Consider the following 22208-nt stretch of genomic DNA (forward strand, 5'->3'; position numbering starts at 1 on the left):
CCCCTTTGCCCGACTTTTTAGGGAAACCTAACTGGCGGGCAGTTGTGACCTGGACAAAGATAACAAGGTGGCGAGAGGAGTCCTGTTATGACTAATGTGGACAGCTTCGGATCCAAGGGCGTCTTAGACGTCAAAGGGTCCGAGTATGAAATTTTCCGGCTGAATTCCGTCGAAGGCGCCCAGAGCCTTCCGTTCAGCCTCAAGGTCCTGCTGGAGAACCTGCTCCGCACCGAAGACGGTGCAAACATCACGGCAGACCACGTACGTGCCCTGGCGCAGTGGGACGCAGACGCAGAGCCCAGCACCGAAATCCAGTTCACCCCTGCCCGGGTGATCATGCAGGACTTCACCGGCGTACCCTGCATCGTTGACCTGGCTACCATGCGCGAGGCCGTTGCCGCTCTCGGCGGCGATCCCAAGCGCGTGAACCCGCTGGCACCTGCCGAAATGGTCATCGACCACTCCGTGCAGATCGATGCCTTCGGCAACTCCGGCGCCCTTGAGCGCAACATGGAGATCGAATACCAGCGCAACGGCGAGCGGTACCAGTTCCTCCGCTGGGGCCAGACGGCATTCGATGACTTCAAGGTTGTTCCCCCGGGAATGGGCATCGTGCACCAGGTCAACATCGAGTACCTGGCCCGCACCGTCATGACCCGCGAAGTTGACGGCGTCCTGCGTGCCTACCCGGACACCTGCGTCGGCACCGACTCCCACACCACCATGGTCAACGGCCTGGGCGTGCTCGGCTGGGGCGTTGGCGGCATTGAGGCCGAAGCAGCAATGCTCGGCCAGCCCGTCTCCATGCTGATCCCGCGCGTCGTCGGCTTCAAGCTGACCGGCGAGATCCCCGCCGGAGCAACGGCCACCGACGTCGTCCTGACGATCACCGAAATGCTGCGCAAGCACGGTGTGGTCGGCAAGTTCGTCGAGTTCTACGGTGAAGGCGTCGGCGCTGTTCCGCTCGCCAACCGCGCCACCATCGGCAACATGAGCCCCGAGTTCGGTTCCACTGCGGCGATCTTCCCGATCGACGACGTGACGCTGGAATACCTGCGCCTCACCGGCCGGTCCGAGGAGAACGTAGACCTCGTCGAGGCCTACGCCAAGGAACAGGGCCTGTGGCACGATCCGTCCAAGGAAATCAAGTACTCCGAGTACCTGGAACTGGACCTGTCCACGGTGGTTTCCTCCATCGCCGGCCCGAAGCGTCCGCAGGACCGCGTGGAACTGACCAACGCCAAGACGCAGTTCCGCAACGACCTCAAGAACTACGTCCACGAGACCGTAGAGGCCGAGAGCGGCACTGTCGACGAGACGCTGGAAGAGACCTTCCCGGCCTCCGACGCCCCCTCGTTCAACGCCAACGCCACCACGGTTGAAGACCATGACCACGACCTGGTTGCCGAGGCGGATGCTCCCGCCCACCGCGCCACCAACTCCGTGCCGGTCACCATGGCCGACGGCCGCAGCTTCGAGCTGGACCACGGTGCGGTAACGATCGCCTCGATCACCTCCTGCACCAACACGTCCAACCCCTCCGTGATGATGGCCGCCGCCGTGCTGGCCCGCAACGCGGTGGACAAGGGCCTGGCGTCCAAGCCGTGGGTCAAGACCTCCGTTGCTCCGGGCTCCAAGGTTGTCACGGACTACTACGAGAAGTCCGGCCTGATCCCGTACCTCGAGAAGCTCGGCTTCTTCGTGGTGGGTTACGGCTGCGCCACCTGCATCGGCAACTCCGGTCCGCTCGAAGAGGAAATCTCCGAGGCGATCAACGAAGCCGACCTTGCGGTCACCGCCGTTCTTTCCGGCAACCGCAACTTCGAAGGCCGCATCAACCCGGACGTGAAGATGAACTACCTGGCCTCCCCGCCGCTGGTAGTCGCCTACGCCCTGGCCGGCACCATGGACTTCGACTTCGAGAATGACCCGCTGGGCCAGGACGACGCAGGCAACGACATCTTCCTGAAGGACATCTGGCCGAACCCGGTCGAGGTCCAGCAGATCATCGATGCCTCCATCGACAAGAAGATGTTCAGCGACAGCTACGACACCATCTTCGAAGGCGACGACCGCTGGAAGTCCCTGCCCACCCCCGAAGGTGCAACCTTCGAGTGGGATATGGAGTCCACGTACGTCCGGAAGCCCCCGTACTTCGAGGGCATGAAGGCCGAGCCGGAGCCCGTCTCCGACATCGAAGGCGCACGCGTGCTGCTGAAGCTGGGCGATTCGGTCACCACCGACCACATCTCCCCGGCCGGTTCCTTCAAGTCCGACACCCCCGCAGGCAAGTACCTGCTGGAACACGGTGTGGCCCGCAAGGACTTCAACTCCTACGGCTCGCGCCGTGGCAACCACGAAGTCATGATCCGCGGCACCTTCGCCAACATCCGCATCAAGAACCAGCTGCTCGACGGCGTTGAAGGCGGTTTCACCCGTGACTTCAGCCAGGCCGACGCACCGCAGGCTGCCGTTTACGATGCCGCGATGAACTACCAGGCTGCCGGCACCCCGCTGGTAGTCCTGGCCGGCAAGGAATACGGATCCGGTTCCTCGCGTGACTGGGCCGCCAAGGGCACCGCACTGCTGGGCGTCAAGGCCGTTGTCGCCGAGAGCTACGAGCGCATCCACCGCTCCAACCTCATCGGCATGGGCGTCCTTCCGCTGCAGTACCCGGCCGGCGTCAATGCCGAGTCCCTGGGCCTGACCGGTACGGAAACCTTCTCCGTTGAAGGTGTCACCGAACTGAACAACGGGACCACGCCCAAGACCGTAAAGGTCACGGCCACCCCCGAGAACGGCGAAGCCATCACGTTCGACGCGGTCCTCCGCATCGATACTCCGGGTGAAGCCGACTACTACCGCAACGGCGGCATCCTGCAGTACGTACTGCGCCAGATCTCCGCTAAGTAGCAGTAAACGCACCACGTTCAGGGCCCCGTTTCCCCGATCCGTCCAAAGGGCGGTGGAGGGAAACGGGGCCCTGAAGCGTTGGGTAGGAACCGCGGAGCGCACGCCGCGCGTTAGAGTTAATCCATTGCGACGGTGTGCAGTGCCGCCGATACGACTCAAGGGAGGCACCCCTGTTGGGACTTCTGGAAACAATCCGGGATCCTCGGGACCTCAGCAGGCTTTCGCTGACACAGCTGAAGCGGCTTGCTGAGGAGATCCGTTCATTCCTGATCACTAACGTCGCGCAGACCGGCGGGCACCTCGGGCCGAACCTGGGCGTGGTGGAACTGACCATGGGCATCCACCGGGTCTTCGATTCGCCGCGGGACAGCATTGTCTTTGACACCGGGCACCAGTCTTACGTGCACAAGATCCTCACCGGACGCCAGGACTTCGCTACGCTGCGCCAGCAGGGCGGCATGTCCGGCTATCCGTCGCGGGCCGAATCGGTCCACGACATCGTGGAAAGCTCCCACGCCTCATCCTCCCTGTCCTGGGCGGACGGCATCTCCCGTGCCCGGCAGCTCAGCGGCGAAGGCGACCGCTACACCGTGGTCATGGTGGGCGACGGCGCCCTGACCGGCGGCATGGCCTGGGAAGCCCTTAACAACATTGCCGCGGACCAGCGCCGCCGCGTGGTGATTGTGGTCAACGACAACGGCCGCTCCTACGCCCCGACCATCGGCGGCCTTGCCGACTACCTGGCGTCCCTGCGTCCGACCATCGACGCCGTCCGCACCCATCACGCCTACGAGAACACCCTGGACTGGTGGCGGAAGCGCCTGCAGCAGGGCGGTCCTGCGGGCCGTTTCGCCTACCGCAGCCTGCACGCCGCGAAGAAGGGGATCAAGGACTGGTGGTCCCCCCAGGGCCTCTTCGAGGACCTGGGCATGAAATACGTGGGACCGATCGACGGCCACGACCTCGACGCCGTCGAACGCGCCCTCCACAAAGCGAAGAACTACGCCGGCCCGGTCATTGTGCACGCCATGACCGAGAAGGGACGCGGCTACGCTCCGGCGCGCGCCCACGAAGCGGACCAGTTCCACGCCGTCGGGATCATCGACCCGGAAACAGGCGCCCCCGTGGAACCGGGCGGCAAGGAATCCTGGACGTCCGTATTCGCCACCGAGATCGCCGAAATCGCCGACGAACGCGCGGACATCGTGGGGATCACCGGTGCCATGCTCATCCCGGTGGGCCTGCACCGTTTTGCCGAGCGGCATCCGGACCGGGTGTTCGACGTCGGCATCGCCGAGCAGCACGCCCTCACGTCCGCCGCCGGCATGGCCTTCGGCGGTCTGCACCCGGTGGTGGCGCTGTACGCCACCTTCCTGAACCGTGCCTTCGACCAGTTGCTGATGGACGTCGCCCTGCACAAGGCCGGCGTGACCATCGTCCTGGACCGGGCCGGCGTTACCGGTCCGGACGGGGCCAGCCACCACGGCATGTGGGACATGTCCATGCTGCAGATCGTCCCCGGGCTGCACCTGGCCGCGCCGCGCGATGCCACCCGGCTGAAGGAGGAGCTGCGCGAAGCCGTGGCCATCTCCGACGCCCCCAGCGTAGTGCGCTTCTCCAAGGGCACCGTGGGAAGCGACATCGACGCCGTGGAACGGACCTCCGACGGCGTGGACATCCTGGCCCGGCGCCCCACCGAGGACAGCTCCAATGACGTTTTGATCGTCAGCGTGGGTGCCATGGCGGGCATGGCCCTCGACGTCGCCGACAGGCTCGGCGCGCAGGGCATCAGTTCCACCGTCGTGGATCCGCGCTGGGTGCTGCCCGTGCCGCAGTCCATCATCCGCATTGCCGCCGACCACCGGATTGTCATCGTGATCGAAGACGGCGTCCGGGCCGGCGGCGTGGGCTCGCGGATCCGGCAGGAAATGCGGGCCGCTGGCGTGGATACCGCGTTGAACGAGGTGGGACTGCCGGCCGAGTTCCTCGACCACGGCAGCCGCAGCGAGGTGCTCGAGCGCGTGGGGCTGACCGCGCGGCAGATCGCCAACGACGTCGTCGCCCAGGTCCTCGGCACGAAGGTGCCGTTTGCCCGGCCGCTGCCGGGCTCCGAAATGCCGACGGGGCAGGTACCGAAGATCCAGTAGCCGCGCAGGGTCCGGCGAGGCCGGACCACTCTGAAGGGGTGTAAGCCATGGCGGATAATGTTCCTGCCCTTGCCGTTACGGGAGCCACCGGTGCCTTGGGCGGCGCGGTTGCCCGATTGCTCGCAGAGGCAGGGGTCCGGCAGCGGCTGCTCGCGCGGCGCACCGCCCGCCTGCCCGAGCTGCCGGATACCCCCGTCTTCGCGGCCTCCTACCTTGATAGGCCGCAGGCGGTCAGTGCCCTGCGCGGGGTGCAGACCCTGTTTATGGTGTCAGCCGCTGAGAGCCCGCACCGGGTGGAGGACCACTGCACCTTTGTGGACGCGGCCGTCGACGCCGGTGTGGAGCACATCGTCTACACGTCCTTCATGGGTGCGGCGTCCGACGCCGTCTTCACGCTGGCCCGAGACCACGCCGCCACCGAGGAGTACATCGCGTCCCGGCAGGGCCTGGAGCACACGTTCCTGCGCGACTGCCTCTACCAGGACGTGCTTCCCACCTTTGTCCAGCCCGACGGCGTCATCCGCGGCCCGGCGGGAGAGGGGCGTTTCGCCCCGGTGGCGCGGAGGGACATTGCCCGCACCGCCGTGAAGATCCTGCTGTCGCCGGAGCAGCACCGGAACCGGACCTACACCCTGACCGGCCCTGATGAGCTGACCATGGAGGATGTTGCCGGCATCCTGGCCCGGGTCACCGGAAGACCCGTGAGCTACCAGGCGGAAACCGAGGACGAGGCCATGGCTTCCCGAATGAAGGCGGGCGCCGCCCGATGGCAGGCCGAGGCGTGGACCAGCAGCTACCGGGCCATTGCCGAGGGCCAGCTGGCACCGGCCACCCCGGACATCGAACAGCTCACCGGTATTGCCCCGCTGGGGCTCGAGGATTACCTGCAGCAAACCAGTAGTTGATCACCGCAGGGGAGTGCCCGGCGGGGCCTTCAGGGGATAGGCTCGAATGTATGGAACACCACATGCCCTCGGACGTCCCACGCTTTCTCGCTGAATGCACGGTGGGCGATCTGGATGACGAAACAACACCCGTAGCGGACCTGTACGGCATGTACATTATTTGGAGCGAGCAGCAGGGGACCGAGCCGCTGGCAGTGCAGGCGTTCTCCGCCGCCGTCCAGGAAGAGGGCATCGAGGCCGAGCGCCGCCGCAGCGAGCAGGTCTACACCGGACTGCTTCCCACCGGAGCCATTCCCATCCAGTACATCCTGGAAACGGACAAGGCCCCGGGTCCCAACAACAGCCTGGACACCTTCCTGGGCTAGCGCGTTCTGCTGCCGGTCCGGGACTTTGCTGCCGGTTTGGGAAAAGCCTCCGCGGCGCAGCGGCAGCCCGAATCCCTGCCTTCTGTCCGAATCCCTGCGGTTTGTCCGGATTCCCGCGCCGCGCCGAGCAGGAAGCCGGACAAACCGAGGGATTCTGCGCAAACCGCAGGGATCCAGGGGACGCACAAGGAGAGCACTACACGGGAGTACCGTAGCTTGCATGACTTCTTACAACAGACTCGGAAATTCCGGCCTGACCGTCTCCACGGTCGGACTGGGCTGCAACAATCTGGGCCGTCCGGGGACGCCCACCGAATCGCAGGAGGGCACCGACGCCGTCGTCAACGCCGCTGTCGACGCCGGCATTACGCTGTTTGACGTTGCGGACGCCTACGGGCGCACCCCGGGGCTCAGCGAGGAAATGCTGGGCAAGGCGCTGGGCAACCGCCGCGACGACGTGGTGGTAGCCACCAAATTCGGCATGGACATGAAGGGCGTCAACGGCGCAGACTTCGGCGCCCGGGGATCCCGCCGCTACATCGTCAAGGCTGCGGAGGCTTCCCTGCGCCGCCTGAACACGGACTGGATTGACCTCTACCAGTTCCACACCCCGGATCCGCTGACGCCCATCGAGGAGACCCTCGCGGCCCTGGATGATCTGGTGACCAGCGGCAAGGTCCGGTACATCGGACACTCCAACCGGGCGGGCTGGCAGATTGCCGAAGCCGAGTTTGTGGCCCGGATGGGCGGTTTCACTCCGTTTATCTCCTCGCAGAACCATTACAACCTGCTGGACCGCCGGGCCGAGCTGGAGGTCACTCCGGCCGCCGAAGCCTACGGACTGGGCGTGCTGCCCTACTTCCCGCTGGCCAACGGCCTGCTTACGGGCAAGTACAGCAGCGGCAAGGCTCCCGAGGGCAGCCGGCTGACGCATTCCCGGACTAACCTGCTCGAGAACGCTGACTTCGAGCAGCTTGGCGAGTTTGGCCGGTTCGCTGCCGAGCGCGGCCTTACCGAGGTCCAGGTGGCCTTCTCCTGGCTTGCCGCCCAGCCGTCCGTGGCGTCAGTGATTGCCGGTGCCACCAAGGTGGAGCAGGTGCAGCAGAATGCCGACGCCGTTTCCTGGGTCCCGTCCGAGAAGGATCTGGAAGAACTGGACCGGATCTTCCCGCGGACGCCGAAGGTCGCTTTGTTCTAGGTTCCTCCCGTCACCTTGGGTGGTCCGGAGGTCCGGAACGGCGGCAACGAAAATCCCTTGCTCGCAGAGCTCGCCGGGATTATTAAAGCCGCCTAACCCGGACCCTCCGGCTCCTTCGGAGCATCCAGACCCGCCGCCTAACCCGGACCCTGCGGCGCCTTCGGAGCATGCAGACCCGCCGCCGGCTCCTGGCCTGCGTGGTTCGGGAGGTTCATTCCGGTTTGGTTGCCCTGCCGTCGAGCCAGAGGGTGTCGGAGTCGTCCCGGTGTGCTCCTGTTGTTCCGACGTGTTTCTGATCTATTTGGGGGCCGTTTTTGATGACGTGGACGAGCGCCATCCCGTGACCGCGTCCGATTCCGTAATCGGTCTTCAGCCATTCGAGGATTTCGCCGGCCTTGACGTTGCCGCCGCTGAACCCCTTGGCTGCGGCGATATCCATGAGCTGGCGGGGCGTCAATCCTGTTTTTTCTTCAACTGCGTCTAGATAAGCCTGGAAAGACATGGTTGTTCTCCTAAATCCTGAACTGACTTTGCGGATTCCCGGGGTCGCTAGCCGCCCGTCTCTTCCCGGCGTTCCTGCCGGTAACCCTCACGCTGATTTAGGACGAAGCTTGCCAGCAGCCTAATGAAAGCAGCGCCCAGTACCAGGAAAAGACCTATCAATAGCCAATTCCACGGCTCGTCGAACGGTAGGAGAAGAACCAGCCACAACGAGACGCAAGCACTGAGCATGAACACGACCATTCGCTTTGTACGCGTCTGCGACCATGCTGGGCCCTGACTCATGCAGGGAGGCTAGCGCGGCCGCTGCCCGCTGACCAGACCCGAATGAAATGTACCGGGACAGGAACGCGAAAGCGCCGGACGGACCGGGTTAGGCGGCTTTAATAATCCTTGCGAGCTCTGCGAGCAAAGGATTTTCGTTGCCGCCGTTCCGGTCCGCCCGGCGCGGGCGAAACAAACGGCCTAGCTAGGCTGGAGCAGCCACAGCAGCCTCATGGAACTTCTTGCCGTTCACGCGCTCGGAAGCCCCGACACGGTCCAGGTACGGCGTGATGCCGCCCAGGTGCATCGGCCAGCCGGCACCCAGGATCATGCACAGGTCGATGTCTTCGGGAGCTGCCACAACACCCTCTTCGAGCATGAGCCCGATTTCCTCGGCCAGGGCATCCTGCGTCCGGCGCAGGACTTCCTCGGAGGTGGACGGCGTGGTGCCGAAGTCCAGCATCGCCAGGGTTTCCTCGGGGATGTAGGCGTTGCCGTCCTCGTCCTTCTGCCACAGGGACTTGATGCCGGCGTCGATGAGCTTCTGCGAGTTCTTCGAGAGCCAGAAGCGCTCACCGAAGGCCGAGTGCAGTGATTCCTGCACATGCTGTCCCACCGGCAGGCCCACGAGGGCGAGCAGGGTGAACGGAGACATGGGCAGGCCCATCGGACGCAGCGCGTTGTCTGCGGTGGCGGCATCGGTGCCCTCATCGAAGACCATGGTGATCTCGCCGAACATGCGGCCCAGGATGCGGTTGACCACGAAGGCTGCGGCATCCTTGACCAGCACGGCCGTCTTCTTCAGCTGCTTGGCCAGGACAAAGGCGGTGGCCAGCACGGCGTCGTCGGTCTTGGGAGCGCGCACGATTTCCAGCAGCGGCATAACGGCGACCGGGTTGAAGAAGTGGAAGCCCACTACCCGCTCCGGGTGCTGCAGGTCCGCGGCCATTTCCGTCACGGAGAGCGAGGAGGTGTTGGTAGCCAGGATGCATTCGGGGGAGACCACGGCCTCCACCTCGGCGAACACCTGCTTCTTCACGGAGAGTTCCTCGAAGACGGCCTCGATGACGAAGTCGGCGTCGGAGAACGCTTCCTTCGAGACCGAACCGGTGACCAGGCCCTTGGTGCGGTTGGCGGCGTCGGGGGAGATGCGCTTCTTGGCCAGGAGCTTGTCCACCTCGGCGTGCACGTAGCCCACGCCCTTGTCCACGCGCGCCTGGTCGATGTCCGTCATCACCACGGGCACCTTGAGCTGCCGGGCGAAGAGCAGGGCGAGCTGGCTGGCCATCAGGCCGGCGCCGACCACGCCCACCTTGGTGACCGGGCGGGCCAGCTTCTTGTCCGGCGCGCCGGCGGGGCGCTTGCCGCGCTTCTGGACCAGGTCCAGGAAGGCATAGACCGTGGAACGGAACTGCGGGGTCTGCATGAGCTCGGCCAAGGCATTGCACTCGGCCTCGCGGGATTCCTCGCGGGTCCAGGTCTTGCCGGCTTCAAGCAGGTCCAGGACCAGGGCCGGGGCGGGGGCCGCGTTGGAGGTCTTGGCCTCCACAAACGCACGTCCCTTGGCGACGGCGGCGTCCCAGGCTTCGCCGGCGTCGGCGGGTTCGACGGCGTTGGGCCGGGAAACCTGCTCCTCGCCGCTGATCACGCGGGAGGCCCAGGCCAGGGACTGCTCCAGGAAGTCGGCCGGCTCGAACAGGGCGTCGGCAATGCCCAGCTTGTAAGCGGCAGCCCCGGAGAGGGTGCGGTTGTTGCTGAGCGGGTTCTCGATCATCACCTTCACGGCGTTCTCGGGTCCGATCAGGCGCGGCAGCAGGTACACGCCGCCCCAGCCCGGAACCAGGCCGATGAAGGCCTCCGGCAGCGACAGGGCGCCGGCGCCGGTGGAGACCGTGCGGTAATCCGACTGCAGGGCGATCTCCAGGCCGCCGCCGAGGGCAACGCCGTTGATGAAGGCGAAGCTGGGCACGCCCAGGTTGCCAAGCTTGGCGTAGACGTCATGGCCCAGGTGGGCCATGGCGGCGCCGTCTTCATATTCGGAGATGGACTTCACAGCGGAAAGATCGGCGCCGGCGACGAGGTAGAACGGCTTGCCGGTGACGCCGACGCCGACAATCTCGCCCTTGTCCGCACGGGCCTTGAGCTCGTCGAGCTTCGCGCCCAGCTCAAGGAGCGTGTTCGGGCCGAGCGTGGTGGGACGTGAGTGGTCGACGTCGTTGTCCAGGGTGATCAGGGCGAAGGTGCCCTGGTTGCCCGGCAGCTGGATGTCGGAGACGTACGAGTGGGTGATGACCTCGGTGGGGAAGAGTCCCGCGAGGCGCTGGTAGTCAGGAGCAGACATTACTTCGTGGCCTCCGTGGAATCGGTGTTGTAGTCGGGGTGGTTCGGGTTTTCCCAGATCACGGTGGCGCCCATGCCCAGGCCGATGCACATGGTCGTCATGCCGTAACGCACGCTCGGGTCTTCCTCGAACTGGCGGGCCAGCTGGTTCATCAGGCGGACGCCCGAGGAGGCCAGCGGGTGGCCGACGGCGATGGCGCCGCCGTAGCGGTTCACGCGGGGATCGTCGTCGGCGATGCCGAAGTGGTCCAGGAAGGCCAGCACCTGGATGGCGAAGGCCTCGTTGATCTCAAACAGGCCGATGTCCTCGATGGACAGTCCGGTCTGCTCCAGCACCTTTTCGGTGGCGGGGACCGGGCCGTAGCCCATGACCTCGGGCTCGACGCCGGCGAAGGCGTAGCCGACCAGGCGCATCTTGACGCCCAAACCCAGTTCCTCGGCCGCTTCGGCGGAGGCCAGCAGGGCGGTGGTGGCGCCGTCGTTCAGGCCGGCGGCGTTGCCGGCGGTGACCCGGCCGTGGGCACGGAATGGGGTCCGCAGCTGGGCGAGGTCTTCAACGGTGGTGCCCGGGCGCGGCGGTTCGTCCACGGTGTTCAGCGTCCAACCGGAGCCGGGCTTCTTCGTGGCGACGGGGACCAGATCCGGCTGGATGGCATTACCGGCGTAGGCCTTGGCCAGCTTCTCCTGGCTGGCGGCGGCGTACGCGTCGGTGCGGTCCTTGGTGATGTGAGGGAAGCGGTCATGCAGGTTTTCCGCGGTGTTGCCCATGTTCAGGGCGGCCGGGTCCACCAGCCGCTCGGTCATGAAGCGGGGGTTCGGATCGGCGTCCTTACCCATCGGGTGGTTGCCCATATGCTCCACACCGCCGGCGATGACGACGTCGTAGGCGCCGAAGCCGATGCCGGACGCAGTGGTGGTCACGGCCGTCATGGCACCCGCGCACATGCGGTCAATGGCGAAGCCCGGGACGGTGCGCGGCAGGCCGGCCAGCAGCGCGGCGGTGCGCCCGATGGTCATGCCCTGGTCGCCGGACTGGGTGGTGGCTGCAATGGCAACCTCGTCAATGCGTTCCGGAGGAAGGGAGGGGTTGCGGCGCATCAGTTCGCGGATGCACTTGACCACCAGGTCATCAGCCCGCATGCCGGCGTAGATGCCTTTTTCGCCTGCTTTGCCGAACGGGGTCCGCACTCCGTCAACGAAAACTACGTCCCTGATCTGCCGTGATCGGCTTTGTGGGCTCACGTACTTACTCCTCTTTGAGATATGAAACGGAACAACGTCCGAGTCGATGTTACTCGTGAGTAACATAGGCCGCAAGGACGCCGGCGGACAGCCGTGGACTGACCGCTATGGCGTGGATCACGCCGCTTCCGAATCGACCCTACCCACATACCGGCGTTCGACAAACCCGTGGTCCGTGCCGGGATTCCGGCGCACCGGGCAGCAACGGAGCAGGTTAGGCGGGGAGCAGGGCTATGCGCGTCCGGCAGCCTGGTCCGGGGAGCCCCCGCGACGTGAGGCCAAAACCTGGGCAACCGCTGTTCCGGCCGCCGATGCGACCCAGAGGATGAGTGCCGAAAGGATCCAGTTGCCAATCCCGGTGTTGCTGACTCCAGCGGGGATGGTACTGGCAATCACCAACGCCAACAGGGCAGCGACGAGCCCCGTCCCGCCGAGGAACGCGGGTGCGTAGCGTTTTGCCGCCCAGTTGGTCAGCGGCGTCATAAGTGCCTGGGCGAGCACCACAACCAGTACCGTGGCGACGAATCCGGGCCACTGGACGCGGAATCCGGGCACCCACCACATACTCAGCAGAAGGGCTGCGCTTGCCGCAAGTATCTGCAGCAGGCACGTCATCAGCAGGTTTTTCATGCGACCGGGGGTTAGGCGGACAGCGCCATGGACTTCAGCCGGTCAAACTCGGACTCGGTGATGCTCCCGTCGGCAAGGAGGCTGCGCGCGGACTCAATCTGCTGGGCGGGAGAAGCCGTTCCGGCGATCCGCCGTACATAGCTGTCCGTTGCCTCCGCCTCCTCCCGGACCCGGGCCTCACTTCGCGCAGCCATGCCTCCGCCCCGGGCGATGATGTACACCAGCGCCGTAATAAAGGGGGCGATGAACAGAAAGAAAATCCAGGCCGCCTTGGCGAAACCGCCGAGTTCCCGGTCACGGAACAGATCCGACAGGATCTGGAACAGCAGGATTAGATAGGCCACGAAAAAGAACGCCACAACGATGCTCCACATGGATTCCCAGAAGCTCATGTCAATCTCCTTTGATAATTCCCCGGGGTGCGTGGCGGGCCCGCCGTACGTGGCCATGTGCACATCGAAGAGCAATCGTGGAGTCCGCTGGTGTCCTCATTTTCCTCCCGGCGTCCGCCGGGTGGAAGATGTCCCGCAAACGGCGCTGGTAGGTTTGGCGCATGGAGTCCATAGCCGATCCAGCGTTGGCTGCCTGGCTGGAGGAGATACGTACCGGCGAAAGCGTGGAGCCCTCACTCGAAACCATCCGTTTGTTGAGGAAGGACCGAGCCCGGCCTCCCGGTCCGGAGCTTGCCAGCGTCACCGACGTCACCATCCCCGGAAGGCCTGCGCTGCGGGCCCGGTTGTACCGCTGTGGTGCCGGAATTCAGCCGCTGACGGTGTTTGTGCACGGCGGCGGGTTCGTGTTCGGCGGGCTTGAGTCGCACGACAGGCTCTGCCGCCGCCTCGCACTGTTGGCCAACACCGCGGTCCTGGCGGTGGACTACCGGCTCGCCCCCGAGCATGCCGCGCCGGCGGCAGTGGATGACATTGTGTGTGCCCTGGCCTGGGTTGCGGAGGGTCCGGGGGAACTGGGGTCCGTCCGTCCCGGCGTCGGGCTGGCCGGTGACAGTGCCGGCGGCCTGATCGCTTTCCTGGCCGCAGACAGGCTGGCAGGTACCGCGTTGCAGCCTCAGTTGCTCCTGCTGGCCTATCCCAACGCCGACCTGGCCCTGGCCCTGCCCAGTGCCGGCGAAAAGGGTGAGGGATGGGGTCTGTCGGTGCGGGAGCTGACGTTCTTCATTTCACAGTGGGTGCCGGCGGCGTCCCCGCAGATGTTTGCCGAGTACAGCCCGTTGGCTGTTGCCGCTGCCGGCGGACGGCGGCTGATGTCCGTGCGGACCCTGCTCGCTACGGCAGAGCATGATCCGCTGCGGGACGAGGGGCAGCTGCTGGCTGAAACCCTGGTGCGCGGTGGAGCCGACGTCGACTATGTGCCCCACCCCGGTTTGGTGCACGGCTTCCTGACCCTGGACACTGTCTCGCCGGCTGCCCGGCAGGCAGGCGATGCCCTGCTGCGGCGGTACGGGACGGCGCTGCGGCACGCCCATGATGCCAAGGGGTAAGAACGTGCCAGTCCGGCAGCTCACGCTCTAGGCGGAAAGCATGCTGATGATTTAGTCCCGGGAGCACGGGCTCGGTAACCTGTTGATGATGACTAGCGCGAAAACTTCCCCGGAATCTGCCCCTAATCTGCACGCCAGCGGCATGGTGCGCGTGCGCGGAGCGCAGGAGAACAACCTGCGCAACGTCGACGTCGACATCCCCCGCGACGCGATTGTCGCCTTCACCGGCGTTTCAGGTTCAGGTAAGTCCTCCCTGGCCTTCGGCACCATCTACGCCGAGGCGCAGCGGCGCTACTTCGAGTCGGTGGCCCCCTACGCGCGCCGCCTGCTCTCGCAGGGGCACAACCCGAAGGTGGAGGAAATCGCCGGGCTGCCGCCCGCCGTCGCCCTGCAGCAGCGCCGCGGAGCCCCCAGCTCACGCTCCACCGTCGGCACCCTCACCACGCTCTCCAACTCGATGCGGATGCTGTATTCGCGCGGCGGCACCTATCCGGCAAATGCCGAACCGGGCAGCCTCGACTCTGACGCCTTCTCGCCGAACACAGCCGCCGGCGCCTGCCGGGAGTGCTCCGGACTGGGCATTGCGCATACCGTCACCGAAGAGTCCCTGGTCCCGGATCCCAGCCTCAGTATCCGGGACGGCGCGATTGCCGCCTGGCCCGGCGCCTGGCAGGGCAAGAACCTGCGTGACATCCTCATCCAGCTCGGCTACGACGTCGACGTGCCCTGGAAGAAGCTGCCGAAGAAGGACCGTGACTGGATCCTGTTCACGGAAGAACAGCCGGTAGTCATGATCACCCCGCAGCGCGACCGCGTAGCCAAACCGTACAAAGGGCGGTTCTGGAGTGCCAAGAGCTACGTGATGCACACCCTCGCGGATTCCGGCAGCGCCCAGATGCGCGAACGCGTCCTGGCTTACATGGTGTCCGGTCCCTGCCCCGTCTGCGGTGGAGCGGGCCTGCGTCCCGAGGCTCTCGCCGTCACGTTCGCCGGCCGGAACATTGCCGAGTTAAACGGCGCCACGCTGGCGGAGCTGGCCGAAATCATCCGGCCGACGGCGGAACTGAAGTCTGCGGGCACCGCCTCCCGTGCGGCGGCCTCCAACGAAGACACTGAAGTTGCAGTGACCATCACACGGGACCTGCTGGGCCGGCTGGAGGTGCTGATCGGCCTGGGCCTCGGCTATCTCAGCCTCTCCCGTGCTACCCCCACCCTTTCACCCGGTGAAATGCAGCGTCTCCGGATCGCCACCCAGCTGCGCTCGGGCCTCTTCGGGGTTATCTATGTCCTGGACGAGCCCTCCGCGGGACTGCACCCGGCCGACGCCGAGCCGCTGTTGACCGTGCTGCAGGAACTCAAGGACGCCGGCAACTCCGTGTTCGTCGTTGAGCACAACATGGATGTGGTGCGCAGCGCCGAATGGATTGTCGATGTAGGTCCCCAGGCCGGTGACGGCGGCGGAACCGTGCTCTACAGCGGACCGGTCGAGGGCCTGGCCGAGGTTGAGGAGAGCGCCACCCGTCCGTTCCTGTTCGGGGAGGCCGAAACGGCAAAGCCGGCCCGCCGCACGCCGGACCAGTGGCTGAGCCTGAAGGGAATCACCCGGCACAACCTGCGCGGACTGGACGCCGAGATCCCGCTCGGGGTCTTCACCGCGGTGACCGGCGTCTCCGGCTCCGGCAAATCCACCCTCGTCAGCCAGGTCCTGGCCGAAACGGTGGGCCGTCAGGTGAACGGCGTGCCGACTGAACCCGAAGACCCGGAGGCTCCCGAAGAACATGATCCGGGGGCCCACGTGCGCAGCATTGCCGGACTGGAACACCTGGACCGGCTGGTCCGGGTGGACCAGCGGCCCATCGGCCGCACCCCGCGCTCCAACCTCGCCACCTATACCGGACTCTTCGACGCGGTGCGGAAGCTGTACGCGGGTACCGAGGAAGCCCGCGCCCGCGGCTACAACGCCGGACGCTTTTCCTTCAATGTGGCCGGCGGACGGTGCGAGACCTGCCAGGGTGAAGGCTTCCTCGCCGTCGAACTGCTGTTCCTGCCCGGAACCTACGGCCCCTGCCCGGTCTGCCACGGCGCCCGTTACAACGAGGAAACCCTGCAGGTCACCTACCGGGGCAAGAGCATTGCCGACGTCCTGGCGATGCGGGTGGAAACCGCCGCCGAGTTCCTGGCTGACGTTCCGGCGGCAGCCCGGAGCCTGCGGACACTGCTCGACGTCGGGCTGGGCTACCTCCGCCTGGGCCAGCCCGCCACCGAGCTCTCCGGCGGCGAAGCACAGCGGATCAAGCTCGCCACCGAACTGCAGCGCGCCCGCCGCGGCCATACGCTGTTCCTGCTCGACGAGCCGACCACCGGCCTGCACCCGCAGGACGTGCAGCTGCTGCTGCGCCAGCTGAACCGGCTGGTGGATAACGGCAACAGCGTGGTGGTGGTGGAGCACTCCATGAATGTGGTGGCGTCCTCGGACTGGGTCATCGACATGGGCCCCTCCGGCGGCGAGGAAGGCGGCCGGATCATCTGCGCCGGCACCGCCGACGACGTCGCCGCGTGCGACGCCAGCCGGACGGCACCCTACCTGTCGGCGGCGCTCAAGCTGCTCCCGTAGCCTAGGGCGCGGTCCGGAAACGCTCCCATGCGGATTGGCGGGACATCCCCAGCGACGAGCCGATGGCGGCCCAGCTGATGCTCCTGCCGCGGGCCGCTGCCACCCAGCGACGTAGCTGCTCCTCCACCTGGTCCCGTGCTTCCGCCACGCGGGGGAGCCGTTCCAGCAACTCGTCGTTGCTCAGCGCCTCCCAGGGCGTGGCCGGCAGCGGATCGGGGTCCGCCGGACGAGGTGTATCCAGCAGTTTCCGGGCACCTTCCGCACAGTCCCGGCAGATGGCTGCGGTGGGGGCCGCTGCCAATACTCCGGTTTCCTCCCTTGGCCGAAGACAGAACGAACACATAAAGGGCTCATTTCCCGTGTGACCGCGGTCCGTACCGCTCAGCTCAGAAGGCATGGCCCCAGTCTAGCCAGCGGTCCATCGAACCTACCCCTTGTGCTGTCAGGCAACCCCTGACAGTATGTGTCAGGCATTACCTGACACATGAGGGGGAATCGCGTGGCTACTGATCAACTTCCGGATCCGGTGACGGCCGACGGGGGGCGGAGCGGACGCCCTTTCCGCTTCCTCGCCTCCACGGGTGCGGCGGAAGGTTTCGGCGACGCCCTGACCCGCACGGCCCTGCCCATTCTTGCGGTTGCGGTGCTGGGTCTCGGGCCGGTATTCGTGGGTATTCTCAACGCCACCGGAATTGCAGCCTTCCTGCTGCTGGGTATGAGCGCCGGAGTGGCCGTGGACCGCATCGGCAAACCGCTGCTTGCGATGGGTGCAGCTTCCCTGCTGCGTTGCGGAGTCCTGCTGTTCCTCGCCGCCGGCGCCTGGCAGGGGTGGCTCTCCGGAAGCGGGCTGTTCGCTGCTGCCGTGCTGATCGGCATCGCGGACCTCCTTTTCACCACCGCCCATTCCACCGTTGTCCCGGTGGTGTCTGGTCCGCAGGGAATGAAGCGGGCCTACTCCCGGCTGGCCATGATCAACCAGGCGACTACTGCGGGCGGCGCTGCCGCGGCCGGCACTGTTCTGGGTCTGCTGGGCATGCCGGTGCTGCTCCTGACCGGTGCTGCGGCCTATGCCTCGTCCTGGCTGGTTCAACTCGGGATCCGGCTGCCTGCGGCTGCACCGGCTCCCGGGCGCCCTGCACGTGGGCGGGCCCGCCATGGATTCGCCACGCTCCGGCGCACCCCGGCGCTGCGGGCCTTGACCCTGTCCGCCTGCCTGACGAATGCCGGTGCCATGGTCGGCAACACCGTCCTGCCGGTCTACGTGCTGAGAGACCTGGCTGTTGCGCCGTCGGCCTTTGCTGCCCTGGGGGTGCTGTCCGCTCTCGGAGCGGTTTCCGGTGCTGCGGCCGCGCCGTACCTCACCGGCCGGCTGGGGCTGAAAGCGGTCAGGACCGGTGCCGCCCTGCTGTCGGTGCCCGCCGTCCTGCTGGCGGTGTTCTGTTCCGCCCTCCCCGGTCCGGCGCTGGTGTGGCTAGCGGGTTCCACCCTGGCCTGGGGCTGCCTCGTGGCTCTGTCCGGCGTCGCCGGTGCGGAAGTGCTGCCCCGGACGGTGCCGCGGAATGAACTGGCCACGGTGGGTGCCGCGCAACGGACGCTGACCCTCGGCGTGATGCCCGTGGCAGCGCTGCTGGCCGGGCTGGCGGCAGCGGCAGCGGGCACCCTGCCGGTGCTTTGGCTGTGGGCAGTGCTGGCCGGGCTGGCCGCGCTGCCGGTTGCCTTTACCAAGTCGCTGGCCGGGTCCCGCTAGACGGGCACGCCCCGTCGTCGAGGACCTAATGACGGGTTGACCCCGGACGGCGGAAGCGCACATAGCTGTAAACAATCAGGGCCAGGCCGATGACGCCCGACCCAATGAGCGTTCCACCGGTGACCCACCCGCCGGGCAGCCACCAGGAATCCTGCAGCGGCCACCAATGCGGCACCCGCCGCCAAAGCCCCCAGATCACGCCGGCGGCCATGACCGCCAGGCCGCCGCAGACAGTCGCGACAATCCGCGGCGTGGTCTGCACCCCCTGGGCGGCCGCACGGAAAGCGCGTGCTTTCACGGGATGCAGCCAGCGGTGGGCCCACGCATAGCGCAGGGACAGGACGGCCAGCCCGGCCACCACCATAAGCAGCCCCGGGCCGGGGAGCACCAGGGCGGCCAGGCCCAGGATCACCAGGGACCATCCGGCCACCTCAATGCCGGTGCGGCGCAGCCACGCTGGAATCCGTTCCGTCCTATTCATGGGGCCAGCTTTCCACACCAACCTGCGAGTTGGCCGCGTGGGAGACGGTTGGCATTGTGCGGGGCCTGCACCGGCGATCCAGAGGCGACGCGCGGCGGTATGCGGTTAACGCAGTGACCGGGAACACGGCAGCTACCCTGAAGTGTGCTTAGCGAACCTTTCCCCGCCACACAGCTGCTGCACGGTGTCCGGCTTCGAGTCGCGGACTTGTCCGACGCCGATGCGCTCGCCGCCGCGTACCAACGGAACCGGACCTACTTGGCGCCTTGGGAACCGCTCCGGGAGGATTCGTTCTTCACTCCTGCCGGCCAACGCTCGGTCATCCGGTCAAAGCTGGTCCAGCATGCCGCCGGTACGGAGGTGCCCTGGGTCCTGGTTCATCACGAGCGGATCATCGGGACCATTACCCTCACCGGGATCGTTGGAGGTCCCTTCCAATCGGCCAACCTCGGCTACTGGGTGGACGGCGACTACGCCGGACGGGGGATCGGCACTGCAGCGGTGGCGGCAGTCGTCGAATTGGGTCGAAGCCAGCTGGGGCTGCACCGGATCCAGGCGGCAACCCTGCTTGAGAACGCCGCGTCGCAGAGAGTCCTGGACCGCTCCGGGTTCGAGCGGATCGGCATGGCACCGGACTACCTGCGAATTGCCGGCGAGTGGCAGGACCATCTGCTCTTCCAGCGGATCCTTTAGGAGGAAGCGATGCCGGACATCCTGCGGGCCGCCCTGATCCCAACTGAGCGCTTCACGCTGGAACCTTTGGGCGTGCACCACGCGGCCGACATGGTGAACGTTTTGGCCGGCGCAGCCATCTACCAGTACATCGGCGGTCGGGCACCGACAGCTGAGGAGCTGGAGAAGCGGTATGCCGCCCAATCGATTGGATCATCGCCGGACGGCCGTGAGGCGTGGCTCAACTGGATTATCCGTGAACAGGGCAGAAGCATCGGGTTTGTCCAGGCCACGGTGGAGACGGACGGGCCGACGTCGGACGTTGCGTGGGTGGTGGGTGAGGCGTTCCAGGGCCGGGGTGCTGCCACCGAGGCCGCCCGAGCCATGGTCACCTGGCTGCGGCACCAACAACCACCGGTCCGGATTACGGCATCGATCCATCCGGAAAACACTGCCTCATCGGCTGTCGCCCGTCACCTGGGCCTCACCCCGACCGGCCGTTTTGACGAGGACGGCGAAGAATACTGGGAAGACTCCCCACCAACGGCTTAAGGATGAAGCAACAACGAAACGGCAGGGCCTCGGACGATACCGAGGCCCTGCCGTTTCTCTTGTGTGGTGACTTCGCTTGTGCGGTGACGCTGCCGGGTTAGCCGTAGGGGTCTGGCGGAGGCGGCTTTAATATTCCAAGCGAGCTCTGCGAGCTCTGGAATTTCGTTGCCGCCGGAGCCAGGCCCCGTAGCCGGGGCCAAGCCTGGAAAACGGTTCCAGCAAAGGGCGGCCTAGTTCACCCGCACCGTCATCATGCCCTTCGGATTACTGTTCACGACGGTAATCTTCGTGCCCGTCCCGGCCACCACCACGCTCGCCTGCGGGTTCGCCGGATCGTAGTAGGCGTTCGGGTTGGTGTCATCGAATACCTGAACACCGGGACGGGACGGTGCCTGCAGAGTCGTCATTCCGGTGGCCGTTTCCCGGTGCAGGAGGATCGGGTCGGTGGCTTCCTTGCCGAAGGTGGCGTCGAAGCTCTGGATGCGGTTGCGGGCGATGGTGCCGTCGGACCACCGCAGGGTCTGCGGATGCGCATCAACCGGAAGAATCAGACCCGCACCCGGGTGCTGCTGGGTGTTGTTGTTCCGCTGTCCGGCGTTCCAGTACGTGACCAGCAAGCCGTCCTGGTACGGGTAGTGCTCTACCCGGTCCGGGGCGCTGACCGCCCAGCCGAAGTTGTACGGGCCGGTCCGCAGCGTGTCGTCATAACCCATGTACTGCCGGTTTTCGGCAATGTAGTAACGGCCGTTTCCGGCGGCATCCCGCGGCAGCGTGACCACCAGGGCCTGCTGTTTCTTGGTTGCGTGGAAGGCCGGGCCGAGCTTGTGGGTGGACTTTGTGCCGGCGGCCGCGGTGTCGTAGTCCAGCCAGCCGAGCTGCAGCTTTTCCCAGGCCCCCATATGGTTCGGTGTGGTGCCGATTGTTCCGTTGCCGTGGCCCAGCCAGGAACCGGAGCTCATGAGCGTCCAGAACCCGGTGCTGTTTTCGCCGCCGCTGGTGTCGTAGAGATCCGGAAGTCCGAGGTCATGGGCGTACTCGTGTGCAAACACGCCGAGCCCGCCGTTTTCCGGTTCCGTGGTGTAGTCGCGGATCCAGACCTTGGAATCACCGATCCGGATACCACCGAACGGGTTGGTCGCGGGTCCCTGCGTGCCGGCGCCGGCCTGGCCCACTGACCAGCGGTGCGACCAGATGGTCGACGTCGGAGCGCCGGCCTCTTCGCCCTCGCCTGCATGGATGGCCTGGAAGTGGTCGATGTAGCCGTCGGGCTCATCGAAGTTGCCGTTGTTGTTGTAGTCGTAGCGGTCCCACTGGTCGAACCCGGCCAGGTAGGCGTCGATATCCGCGGCAGTCTTCCCGGCAGCAATCTGCGCCTCGTACCAGGCGTCGGCGGCGTCCTGCACGAAGCGGGTCATGTCCTGCTGGCTCTCGGTCTCCCCGTAGCTGGCGGAGTTGTAGGGGACCGTAACCCAGTCGCTGACATCGCCGTCGACCGTGTAGCGGCCGCTGGACATCTCCTCATAGAGCGTTTTCAACGATTCCCCCTGGGGATCGAAGAACATATCGAGATAGTGCTGCCGGTCGAAGTCCGGCTCCCAGTACGTCGAGTTGTCCACCGCGCGGTTCGGTTCCGGAATCTGGTTGTGCTGCGGCCCGGCGGGCGCAGTCGGGAAGCGCGGATCCACCTGGGTGCCGAAGTCGATGAGGAAGGACAGGATCTGGTCGCTGTCCTCCAGTCCGTACTCCGCCCACTGCCCGGGCGCCACCTGCACGGCCTTTGAACCGCCGCGCGTCTGCACGGGCGCTTCTGAGCGGAGGACCTTTTCAATAGCCTGCTGGTTCAATTGACGGCGTTCGTCGGCCGCCGGATCGGAACGGTCGTCTGATTTGGCGGCGTTCCCGTCCGGTCCCGGCGCACCGGAGAACCCGCTGGGTGCCAGCGCAGGTTTGGCCGGGGCGGCCACGGCCGCCACCGGGGAGAGGGCAACGGCACTGCCGATGGCCAATACCAATGCGCACCGGAAACTCCGGCGCCTGTTTTCGTTTTTCAAGGCTTCCCCTTAGTGCAGCGTGTGAGTGAGGTGGGATTACGTTACGTTTTGGATGTCGCCTTTCAGGCCGGACAGACTGGAGTTTTTT

18 protein-coding genes are annotated in these 22208 nt (G+C 66.1%); 10 read left to right on the forward strand and 8 right to left on the reverse strand.

Annotation, left to right across the window (positions count from 1 at the left end; translation table 11 throughout):
* Positions 1 to 87 precede the first annotated feature (87 nt).
* The 5 genes from N2L00_RS06565 (at position 88) to N2L00_RS06585 (ending at position 7528) form a co-directional block, all read left to right on the forward strand.
* Complete coding sequence (locus N2L00_RS06565; protein WP_255863225.1) at positions 88 to 2913, forward strand: aconitate hydratase; 2826 nt, start codon at positions 88 to 90, stop codon at positions 2911 to 2913.
* A 173-nt stretch (positions 2914 to 3086) separates the two neighbouring features.
* The gene (gene dxs, locus N2L00_RS06570; protein ID WP_255863224.1) at positions 3087 to 5060 is read left to right on the forward strand and encodes a 1-deoxy-D-xylulose-5-phosphate synthase; all 1974 of its coding nucleotides are present in this window, start codon (positions 3087 to 3089) and stop codon (positions 5058 to 5060) included.
* Between the two features lie 47 nt (positions 5061 to 5107).
* Complete coding sequence (locus N2L00_RS06575; RefSeq protein WP_255863223.1) at positions 5108 to 5965, forward strand: SDR family oxidoreductase; 858 nt, start codon at positions 5108 to 5110, stop codon at positions 5963 to 5965.
* A gap of 62 nt (positions 5966 to 6027) precedes the next feature.
* Positions 6028 to 6330: a hypothetical protein gene (locus tag N2L00_RS06580; RefSeq protein WP_227922413.1), complete on the forward strand. Its 303-nt coding sequence runs from the start codon at positions 6028 to 6030 to the stop codon at positions 6328 to 6330.
* 220 nt (positions 6331 to 6550) lie between these two features.
* Positions 6551 to 7528 carry an aldo/keto reductase gene (locus tag N2L00_RS06585; RefSeq protein ID WP_227922411.1) on the forward strand — a complete coding sequence of 326 codons (978 nt, stop codon included), beginning with the start codon at positions 6551 to 6553 and terminating at the stop codon, positions 7526 to 7528.
* A 211-nt stretch (positions 7529 to 7739) separates the two neighbouring features.
* On the opposite strand, the gene N2L00_RS06590 is transcribed toward N2L00_RS06585, so the two are convergent.
* The 5 genes from N2L00_RS06590 to N2L00_RS06610 all read right to left on the reverse strand — a co-directional run bounded on the left by N2L00_RS06590 (position 7740) and on the right by N2L00_RS06610 (position 12897).
* Positions 7740 to 8030 (reverse strand): DUF4287 domain-containing protein, encoded by a 291-nt coding sequence (locus N2L00_RS06590; protein ID WP_255863222.1) that lies wholly within the window; start codon positions 8028 to 8030, stop codon positions 7740 to 7742.
* A 468-nt stretch (positions 8031 to 8498) separates the two neighbouring features.
* Entirely contained in the window at positions 8499 to 10634 is a 2136-nt protein-coding gene (locus N2L00_RS06595; RefSeq protein WP_255863221.1) for a 3-hydroxyacyl-CoA dehydrogenase NAD-binding domain-containing protein, read from the reverse strand.
* Positions 10634 to 11875, reverse strand: coding sequence for an acetyl-CoA C-acyltransferase (locus tag N2L00_RS06600; RefSeq protein WP_255765892.1), 1242 nt, complete (start codon positions 11873 to 11875; stop codon positions 10634 to 10636). The genes N2L00_RS06595 and N2L00_RS06600 overlap by 1 nt, the downstream gene beginning before the upstream one ends.
* 231 nt (positions 11876 to 12106) lie before the next feature.
* Complete coding sequence (locus tag N2L00_RS06605) at positions 12107 to 12505, reverse strand: phage holin family protein (RefSeq protein ID WP_255863220.1); 399 nt, start codon at positions 12503 to 12505, stop codon at positions 12107 to 12109.
* An 11-nt stretch (positions 12506 to 12516) separates the two neighbouring features.
* A complete protein-coding gene (locus N2L00_RS06610; RefSeq protein ID WP_255863219.1) occupies positions 12517 to 12897 on the reverse strand; it encodes a PLDc N-terminal domain-containing protein in 381 nt (126 codons plus the stop codon).
* Between the two features lie 161 nt (positions 12898 to 13058).
* On the opposite strand from N2L00_RS06610, the gene N2L00_RS06615 reads away from it, so the two are divergent.
* Both N2L00_RS06615 and uvrA read left to right on the forward strand, forming a co-directional pair.
* On the forward strand, positions 13059 to 14003 hold the full coding sequence (locus N2L00_RS06615) for an alpha/beta hydrolase fold domain-containing protein (RefSeq protein WP_255863218.1): 945 nt from the start codon (positions 13059 to 13061) through the stop codon (positions 14001 to 14003).
* Positions 14004 to 14091: 88 nt separating this feature from the next.
* Positions 14092 to 16617, forward strand: a complete 2526-nt coding sequence (gene uvrA, locus N2L00_RS06620; protein WP_255863217.1) for an excinuclease ABC subunit UvrA — start codon at positions 14092 to 14094, stop codon at positions 16615 to 16617.
* Position 16618: 1 nt separating this feature from the next.
* Here the strand turns inward: uvrA and N2L00_RS06625 are convergent, their stop codons facing one another.
* Positions 16619 to 17014 (reverse strand): ClpX C4-type zinc finger protein, encoded by a 396-nt coding sequence (locus N2L00_RS06625; RefSeq protein WP_312847311.1) that lies wholly within the window; start codon positions 17012 to 17014, stop codon positions 16619 to 16621.
* Between the two features lie 102 nt (positions 17015 to 17116).
* Between N2L00_RS06625 and N2L00_RS06630 the strand changes: the two genes are divergently transcribed.
* Complete coding sequence (locus N2L00_RS06630) at positions 17117 to 18364, forward strand: MFS transporter (protein WP_255863216.1); 1248 nt, start codon at positions 17117 to 17119, stop codon at positions 18362 to 18364.
* Positions 18365 to 18389: 25 nt separating this feature from the next.
* Here N2L00_RS06630 and N2L00_RS06635 read toward each other — a convergent pair whose 3' ends face one another.
* Positions 18390 to 18845, reverse strand: a complete 456-nt coding sequence (locus N2L00_RS06635; protein WP_255863215.1) for a PGPGW domain-containing protein — start codon at positions 18843 to 18845, stop codon at positions 18390 to 18392.
* A 144-nt stretch (positions 18846 to 18989) separates the two neighbouring features.
* On the opposite strand from N2L00_RS06635, the gene N2L00_RS06640 reads away from it, so the two are divergent.
* Both N2L00_RS06640 and N2L00_RS06645 read left to right on the forward strand, forming a co-directional pair.
* Positions 18990 to 19538 carry a GNAT family N-acetyltransferase gene (locus tag N2L00_RS06640; protein WP_255863214.1) on the forward strand — a complete coding sequence of 183 codons (549 nt, stop codon included), beginning with the start codon at positions 18990 to 18992 and terminating at the stop codon, positions 19536 to 19538.
* Positions 19539 to 19547: 9 nt separating this feature from the next.
* Positions 19548 to 20069 carry a GNAT family N-acetyltransferase gene (locus N2L00_RS06645; protein ID WP_255863213.1) on the forward strand — a complete coding sequence of 174 codons (522 nt, stop codon included), beginning with the start codon at positions 19548 to 19550 and terminating at the stop codon, positions 20067 to 20069.
* A gap of 230 nt (positions 20070 to 20299) precedes the next feature.
* Here N2L00_RS06645 and N2L00_RS06650 read toward each other — a convergent pair whose 3' ends face one another.
* Positions 20300 to 22120 carry an immune inhibitor A domain-containing protein gene (locus tag N2L00_RS06650; RefSeq protein ID WP_255863212.1) on the reverse strand — a complete coding sequence of 607 codons (1821 nt, stop codon included), beginning with the start codon at positions 22118 to 22120 and terminating at the stop codon, positions 20300 to 20302.
* Positions 22121 to 22208: the final 88 nt, after the last annotated feature.

This window comes from Arthrobacter sp. zg-Y1171 (genome assembly GCF_025244845.1).
Taxonomy (GTDB): domain Bacteria; phylum Actinomycetota; class Actinomycetes; order Actinomycetales; family Micrococcaceae; genus Arthrobacter_B.